The sequence below is a fragment of the Synechococcus sp. H55.11 genome, assembly GCF_047462475.1.
Classification (GTDB): Bacteria; Cyanobacteriota; Cyanobacteriia; order Thermostichales; family Thermostichaceae; genus Thermostichus.
The window spans coordinates 1-7,521 of the sequence record NZ_JANSJI010000069.1 but is presented as its reverse complement, the minus strand read 5'-3'; the positions used below and the strand labels follow the sequence as shown (position 1 = coordinate 7,521).

Here is a 7,521-nt window from a genome sequence, read left to right as displayed (position 1 = left end):
AAGGGATTTTGGTAGGGGTTGGGGCCTTGGCCCTTGTTGCGGTACTTGGGATTGATGGTCAAGGTGCCGGAGCCCAGGCCCCGCTGCGCCAAAAACTCCAGGTTGCGGCGGCGCATGATGGTGTCGTAGTCATCCTTAACGCGATCTTCCAGGATAGCCATCTGCTGCAGCGCGCTCAGCAAAATGGCAGCCGCCTGTTCGGGGCTGTAGCCGTTTTGGGAGGCATAGCGCACGGCGAATTCATCGGCTGCGACTTGCGCTTTTTGTCCCTTTTCTGCTTTACGCAGCAGAAACACCGCCGATGCCGCCAAGCCGGCTGCCAGGCCCACGCCGAGGTTATCCCCCATTTGTAGCTCCACCAAAATGCCCATGCTGCCGGCCCCGATCAAGGCGGGATACAGCAACAGGGCCGACCAGTTATCCCCCAAGGCCAGCTCGGTGGCCATCACCGCTTCCCGTAGAAAATAAATCTTTTGTTGGTCAGGGTTCAGCTTTTGCCAGCGGCTGAGGTCGATGGCGAAGCGGGTGTACTTTTGCCAGGGAAAGCGCCAGAGCGGCTGCACAACCCGAGATTGGTCAGGGGTGCCGATCTCGATCTGCACCTCGGGTCGGATCTCCACCGGGAGAAACTGGATCAGGCGGTCAAAGTCGGAAATGGTGTACATGCTGGCAGGGTGCGGTTATGAGGAGCGGTTGGAGATCATTACTCATACATAGTAAGGGATCCTAGCCTTCCTTGCAGGCTAGCTCCAAGGGAAGCCTTTTGGCGGGAGGGCCGGGGCAGCTGTTGTCCTAGTTTGAGGAGGGATCCCGGCTGGGGTGTTTGAGATCCGTCAAATCGTTGAGGCGGCGCAGGATCCCCCATCCTTGCAGGGCTTCCAGCAGGGCTTCCCGCACAACGGCTACCGTCTCTTGGTCGAGGGCCAGCCGCAGATAATCCACTGCCAGACGGGTTTGCTCGGGCTCCAGGTGACCCATTAAACTCTGCAAGCGGCGAACCCCTGCCAGCCGTTTGAAGGCGTCGGGAGAGGCAATGTCGCTGAGATGGCGCTCCAGTTGAGAACGCTGCCGCTCTTGTCGGCGGCTGAGCCACTCCCCAAACAGCAACGATAACAACGCCAGCGTGGCCAATCCCTGCAAAATAGCGCCGGTGGCCAGCCAACGCTGGTTGGATTCCGCCCAGATGGAAACGAGGGTGTAGGTGCCGAAGGTGGCGGCTGCCCCCGCGCCAACCGCCAGCAAAAGCGAGCGATCCGCCTGTCGCAACCAGGCTTGCCACTCCTGCCAGCGGCGGCTGAACTCGGGGCTGCGCACCCCGTAGAGCCCCAACATGACCGAGGTGCCCACTCCCAGAGAGAGGGCCAGCCGCCCATTCCAAAAGGCCAGCCCCGCCAAGGCCAAGCTCGACAGGGCCAAAACCCGCCATTGCGGCCCCGCTAGGATCCACAGCGCCACTTGGGATCCCGTCTCCATTGCCCCACGCCCCACCCGCTGCAGATACTCTGGCCAGGATCCCTGGCCGGTAGAGGGGCGACCCGATTGATGTTTCACCGCTGGCTACTCCCAAAACTTTGTCCCATCCGGCCTTCTGTAAGGTGGCAAGATGTAGACGCTTTTTTCTAACTACTAATAACTAATAAATTATGCTGGTTGCGTTTCGCCGAGACGACCGAGATAGATTTTCCACCCTTGGGTTTGCAACTGGGCATTTTTCTGCTGTACCGTCTGTTTGAGGCTTTCCCGGTAAGCGATCACCCGCCGCAGCAGGTCGGCATCCCCACTGGCCAAGATCTGCACCGCCAACAGACCCGCATTGTGGCCGTTGCCAATGGCCACCGTGGCCACCGGGATCCCTTTGGGCATTTGCACAATTGAGTACAGCGAGTCTATCCCCTGCAGAGGTTGGCTGAGCACCGGCACCCCGATCACCGGCAGGGGGGTGAGGGAGGCCACCATTCCCGGCAGATGGGCTGCCCCACCTGCCCCGGCGATGATGACGCGGATCCCTTGGGTATGGGCGCGGCGGGCAAACTCCACCATCGCCTCCGGGGTACGGTGGGCACTGAGGATCTGCATCTGGTAAGGGATCCCAAACTCCTCGCACACCTGGGCGGCGGGTGCAAGGGTGGGCAGATCGGAGTCGCTGCCCATTAGGATGGCCACGAGAGGGGAGGGTTCCATAGGCTGCTGGCCCGGTGTAGCCGATCCATCATCGCATAGCCCAACCCCGTCGAGAGGGGTGGGGGTTCTGCCAACAGGAGCGTGGCATCCCCTTCATCCAGACGGCGCAAACTGGCAAAGAGGGCGCGGGCGGCTGTGTTGGGATCCGAGCCCAAGCATTCCACACTGAAAAGAACTCCTGGCCAGTGGCGGGAGAGGTGGTTTAGCAAAGCCTGGGGATCCGCGGCAAAACTGAGGATGCCCAGGTGGGAATGACCGGTCGCCAGGTGCTGTATCTGTTGCCAATCGCCGGGCTGAAGCTGGGCAAAGGCGGTGGGCAAAAGCCAGAGGGGCTTGCCAGGGGCATAGTGGCTGCTCAGCCGTCCCGGCGCCTCCGGCACTCCAGGGGCCTGTTCCGGGGCCAAGTGGATGGGTAGGCCCAGGTGGGCCTCCAGGGCTTCCAGCGGGATCCCCCCTGGGCGCAGCAGCGTCGGGATCCCTTCCGGGCTGAGCTTAAGCACGGTGGATTCCAGGCCCACGGCACACGCTCCCCCATCCAAGATGTAGGGGATCCGCCCGCCCAGCTCTGCAGCAACCGCTTGGGCTGAGGTGGGGCTGATGCGACCAAAGCGGTTGGCACTGGGAGCGGCCAGAGGGGTTTGTACTGCCTGCAGCAAGGCTTGAGCCACCGGGTGAGCGGGCACCCGCAGGGCAACGGTGGGCAACCCACTGCTCACCAGATCCGGCACAGTGGGGCACTTGGGCAGCACCAGGGTCAGAGGCCCCGGCCAAAAGGTGTCGATCAGGGATCCCAGCCAGGCGCGGGCGGTGGGAGTAAAAGCCGATACATCCACCAGCCATCCCTGCAATTCTTCTAGGGTCACCCCAGCCGGTAGATGTAGGATCAGGGGATCGAAGCGGGGACGCTCCTTGGCGGCAAAAATACTCGCCACCGCCTGCTCATCCAAGCCATTGCCTGCCAAGCCATAGACCGTCTCCGTGGGCATGGCCACCAACTGGCCCTGTCGCAAGGCGGCAGCCGCTACGGCAATGTGTTCAGAGGTGGGAGAGAGAATTTCCGTTTCCATCCATGAGTTGGATTGGGGGCAAGGGCTAGGACAGATCCATTTTGTTGCTACTTTCAACGCTCACACGAGCCCGATCCAAAGCTGCCATCACTGCCCCCATGGCTCCAGAGCCCAAGAAGCCGGCAGTAGCCGCAGGGTTAGCCAGACCAGCTCTTGCCGAGAGCTCCGGCGGGGGGAACGGGATCCTCAGCGCCTGCAGCCGCTCAACCAGTCGCTCCAACAGCTTTATGGTTCAGCTCCTCAGCCCACTGCGGCAGGTACCCGGAAAAATCCTGTTTTTTGACAAACCGAAAAGGCCCCGACAGGGATCCCCAGATCACTTGATCGGTCTGGGGATCCCGCCCTTGGTCTAAGCTGTGAAAGTAGTCGGCCCCGATCTCAAATTCGCTGTACAGGTAGGTGGTTCTGCCTTTGCGTTCGACAATACAGCCTTTGCCGGGCACGCTGCGGCCCCGATAGCAGGATCCCGTCCATTCCACCTGAGTAATGCAGCCGGGCAAGAGTTCCAACTCGGCTGCTGTCAGGCTGGCCAATTTCTGCAACTCTCGACCGGCACACTTGTAGGAGTCAGGAGCCGTCAGCGCATAATTTTGAATCCGGATCCCTTCTGAGGTCTCGAAGAGGTGGATCACCCGCTGCCGGTAGGGCTGTTCAGGGTAAATATCGTACAGTTGCTCCACATAAAACCCCACCCCCTGCAACACCGACCAAGGCAAGGGGCATTGGTACACATGAATATTGGCGAACCAGACGGGCTCGGCGATCGCCTGTTGTAGGTTATTGAAGTGGCCTGCCATCCAGGTGGCCAGTCGAGCCAGTTGCGGGGAGACAGACATAGGTTTAGATGGGTTTAATGGGTTCAAAAGATGCAGATCGAGGGCTCTCTTTCGCGTCAGCGGGACGTAGTCCTTACTGTTTCGGATCCTCTACAACACGCTCTACAGAAATCCACTCTAGTACTTTTGGGCAAGAGGGAACCACCTCATCGACGCGCTGGTGGGAAGGGGGTCGGGTCACGGGAACAGGCTAGAGTGGAGGAGCCAGACCACCTTTTGAGAGCTCGTTTGAGATGGACTGATGTCGGCCCTACCCACTCCTCTGCTGGGGCAATCCTTATCTGCCCTGAAAGACTGGGCAGTTGCCCAAGGACAGCCGGCCTATCGCGGGCAACAACTGCACACTTGGATCTACCAAAAAGGGATCCGCTCCCTGGAACAGGTGACGGTGTTTCCCAAAGCTTGGCGGGAGGCGGTGCAAAACTACCCGGTGGGGCGCTCGCGCATCGTGCAACGGACAGAGGCCCGCGATGGCACTGTGAAGTTTCTGCTGGGGCTGGCGGATGGGCAGTTGATCGAAACGGTCGGGATCCCAACGGCCAAGCGTCTGACGGTCTGTGTCTCTTCTCAGGTGGGCTGCCCCATGGCTTGTGATTTCTGTGCCACCGGCAAGATGGGCTACCGGCGCAACCTGGAGCTGCACGAGATTTTGGATCAGGTGCTGACGGTGCAGGAAGATTTTGGCCGTCGTGTCAGCCACGTGGTTTTTATGGGCATGGGGGAACCGCTGCTCAACCGCGATACGGTGGTGCAAGCCATCCGCAGCCTAAACCAAGATATCGGCATCGGCCAACGGCACATCACCCTCTCGACGGTGGGTGTACCTCGGCAAATTGCCTGGCTGGCGCAGCAGGATCTGCAAATTACTCTGGCGGTCAGCCTGCATGCCCCCAATCAAGAGCTGCGGCAGCGGTTGATCCCTGCGGCAACCCACTACCCTTTGGAGGCTCTGATCCAGGATTGCCGCGACTACATGCGGCGCACCGGGCGGCGAGTCAGCTTTGAATATACCCTGCTGTCTGGGGTGAACGATCTGCCCATTCATGCCCGCCAACTGGCGCACTTGTTGCAGCAGGCCAGCCGGTCAGGGGTGCAACTGCACGTGAACTTGATCCCCTACAACCCCATCTCGGAAGCCGACTATCAACGCCCCCATCCCGCACGAGTCGAGGCGTTTGTCCGCCAGCTTGAAGAGCACCAGGTGCAGGCCAGTGTGCGCCAAACCCGTGGCTTGGATGGCAATGCCGCCTGCGGCCAACTGCGGGGATCCTTTCTGCGCTCTTTGCCACGGGATTTGCCGGGCAACGCTTGCGCGAGTACATCAACTGAGTCCACAGGCGCGCTTTAACCAGGCAGCATCCTGTTCTGACAAGGTGGCGTGGTGGATGGCATAGACCTGCCGGTGATACTCATCAAGCCAAGCCCGTTGCGCCTCGTCTAAGAGATCCCAGTCGATCAGGCGCCCATCAAAAGGGATCCAAGTCAGGGAACGAAAGCCCATCCAGCCCTCCGGCTCCGGGATGGGGATCACCTCGTAGAGATTCTCCAGGCGGATCCCACCCCAGCCCGGCTGGTAGTAGCCCGGCTCGATGCTGGTGATCATACCCACCTTGAAGGGGGTGCTGGCGCGGCGGTGGATCCCGTTGGGCCCCTCGTGGACGTTCAAGAAGGCGCCGACGCCGTGGCCGGTGCCGTGGCCGTAGTCCAGCCCTGCCTGCCAGAGGCTGGAGCGGGCAATGCCGTCCAAGGAGACGCCGTAGGTATCGGGGGGAAAGATCTGGCGGGCGCACTGGATGTGGGCTTTCAGCACCTCGGTATAGCGCCGCTGGCACAGGGGATCCGCCGGTTGCGAGCCAATCCAGATGGTGCGGGTAGCGTCGGTGGTGCCCCCCAGGTAGTGGGATCCCGAATCCAACAAAAACAACTCGCCTGGCTGCAAGAACTTCTGGGGATCGGGGGTGCCGTAGTGGACAATGGAGCTGTTGGCGCCGGCCCCGGCGATGGTGTTAAAGCTCAGGCCCACCCAATCCCCTTCCTCGCGGTAGTGGGCCTCCATAACAGCAGCCACATCGGCTTCGCTGATGGGGATCCCCGCTTGAATTTGCCGGTCAATCCAGGCCAGGGTGCGGATCTTGGCCCGGCTGGCCTTGCGGTTGGCCAGCCGCATCTGCTCCAGCTCGGTGGGGTTTTTTACCGCCTTGAGGAGATCCACGGGGTGATCCAGCTCGCGACAGGGGATCCCTTGCAGCAGCTCTTGCGTGCCCTGAGTGGTTTGCTTGGGATCCAATCCCACCGGCCCGTAGCCCTTGGCCCACTGGGGCAGCTGTTCTGGGTAAGCCTCGTAAGGCCAGAGCTCGACCTCGGCTTCCACCAGCATTTGCCGAGCCGAGGGCGTGAGGCGCTTCAGGTCAGTAAGCAGGGCAGCCCTCTCCAGGGCGACCAGCGCGTAGGCGCGGAACACTGGGTTGTAGGGGATGTCAGAGCCGCGCAGGTTAAACAGCCAAGCTACCTGATCCAACTTGGTTAGGGGCAACAATCCCACCCGCTTGCGGCGCATCTCCTGGCGCACCTGGGCCAGCTTGTCGCTGGCAGTAGCCCCGCAGAGGTGGACAGGGACAGGATAGATGGGCTGATCGGAAAGGGCCTGACGGGATCCCAGCTTGTCCACGGGGTTTTCCGCCACTGGAATCAGCAGCACTCCTCCGGCTTGGGCGTGGGTCTGCAACTGGCGGTAGGTGGCCACTGATACCGTGAAGGGATCCACTCCTAGGCGAAAGCCGGATCCCAGCTCTTCTACGATCTCCATCAGGCTGGGCTGATCCGGCAGGCCGCCTTTGATGACGGTAAACAGGTTGGGATCCACCTCCCGCTCCGCCTGCTCGTGGTAGCGGGGATCCACCCACAGCCAGGCCCTGTCTTGGCTGATCAGAGCATCGCCCACCGAGCCGGTAAAGCCTGTAATCCACTGCCGCCGCTTGCGATGTTCCAGCAAATACTCATTGAGGTGCTCATCGGCGGAGGGCACCCAAAACCCATCTAGATTTTGTTCCTGCAAAAGCTGGCGCAACTGCTGCAAACGGGCGGCAATCTCCGAACGGGGCAGGGTTTGGAGCATGGCAAGGACAAGAGGGAGATCTGGGCCGATGGCCCTAGAGACCAATATAGTTCTCTTTACCCTGGGAAAGCAGACGGAACATAGAGGAAGCGGCTACTGGGGCCGCTGCTCAACTCCAAAGCAGGAGCCAAGGGCTTCCGCGCCGCGTTTTTCAGCGATCGGGTGCAACCCTTGCCGCACTGCTTCTCCCAACCAGCACCGAAACGGCTGGCTACCTCGTTATTGAACGCCGTCGCGAACGCACCGCTCTAACTCCCCTCTCCCTCCGGGAGAGGGGTTGGGGGTGAGGGTCGTCCCTGAGGGAGAGGGGTTGGGGGTGAGG

Annotated in this window: 7 protein-coding genes; 1 reads left to right on the top strand and 6 read right to left on the bottom strand. The window is 61.2% G+C overall.

Annotated elements, in window-relative coordinates:
* The 5 genes from NW853_RS03035 to NW853_RS03015 form a co-directional block, all read right to left on the bottom strand.
* The coding region (locus NW853_RS03035) for a DUF3318 domain-containing protein (protein ID WP_414347693.1) at nt 1-665 on the bottom strand (665 nt) is incomplete at its 3' end.
* Nucleotides 666-792: 127 nt separating this feature from the next.
* A complete protein-coding gene (locus tag NW853_RS03030; protein WP_414332475.1) occupies nt 793-1,551 on the bottom strand; it encodes a hypothetical protein in 759 nt (252 codons plus the stop codon).
* Between the two features lie 90 nt (nt 1,552-1,641).
* Nucleotides 1,642-2,181, bottom strand: coding sequence for a 5-(carboxyamino)imidazole ribonucleotide mutase (gene purE / locus NW853_RS03025; protein ID WP_414332477.1), 540 nt, complete (start codon nt 2,179-2,181; stop codon nt 1,642-1,644).
* Nucleotides 2,151-3,248 (bottom strand): L-threonylcarbamoyladenylate synthase, encoded by a 1,098-nt coding sequence (locus NW853_RS03020; RefSeq protein WP_414332479.1) that lies wholly within the window; start codon nt 3,246-3,248, stop codon nt 2,151-2,153. The genes purE and NW853_RS03020 overlap by 31 nt, the downstream gene beginning before the upstream one ends.
* Before the next feature lie 203 nt (nt 3,249-3,451).
* Entirely contained in the window at nt 3,452-4,084 is a 633-nt protein-coding gene (locus NW853_RS03015; protein ID WP_414332481.1) for a chromophore lyase CpcT/CpeT, read from the bottom strand.
* 241 nt (nt 4,085-4,325) lie between these two features.
* On the opposite strand from NW853_RS03015, the gene rlmN reads away from it, so the two are divergent.
* A complete protein-coding gene (gene rlmN, locus NW853_RS03010) occupies nt 4,326-5,432 on the top strand; it encodes a 23S rRNA (adenine(2503)-C(2))-methyltransferase RlmN (protein WP_414332483.1) in 1,107 nt (368 codons plus the stop codon).
* Here rlmN and NW853_RS03005 read toward each other — a convergent pair.
* Entirely contained in the window at nt 5,406-7,199 is a 1,794-nt protein-coding gene (locus NW853_RS03005) for an aminopeptidase P family protein (RefSeq protein WP_414347690.1), read from the bottom strand. The two genes, rlmN and NW853_RS03005, sit on opposite strands and share 27 nt — an antisense overlap.
* Nucleotides 7,200-7,521: the final 322 nt, after the last annotated feature.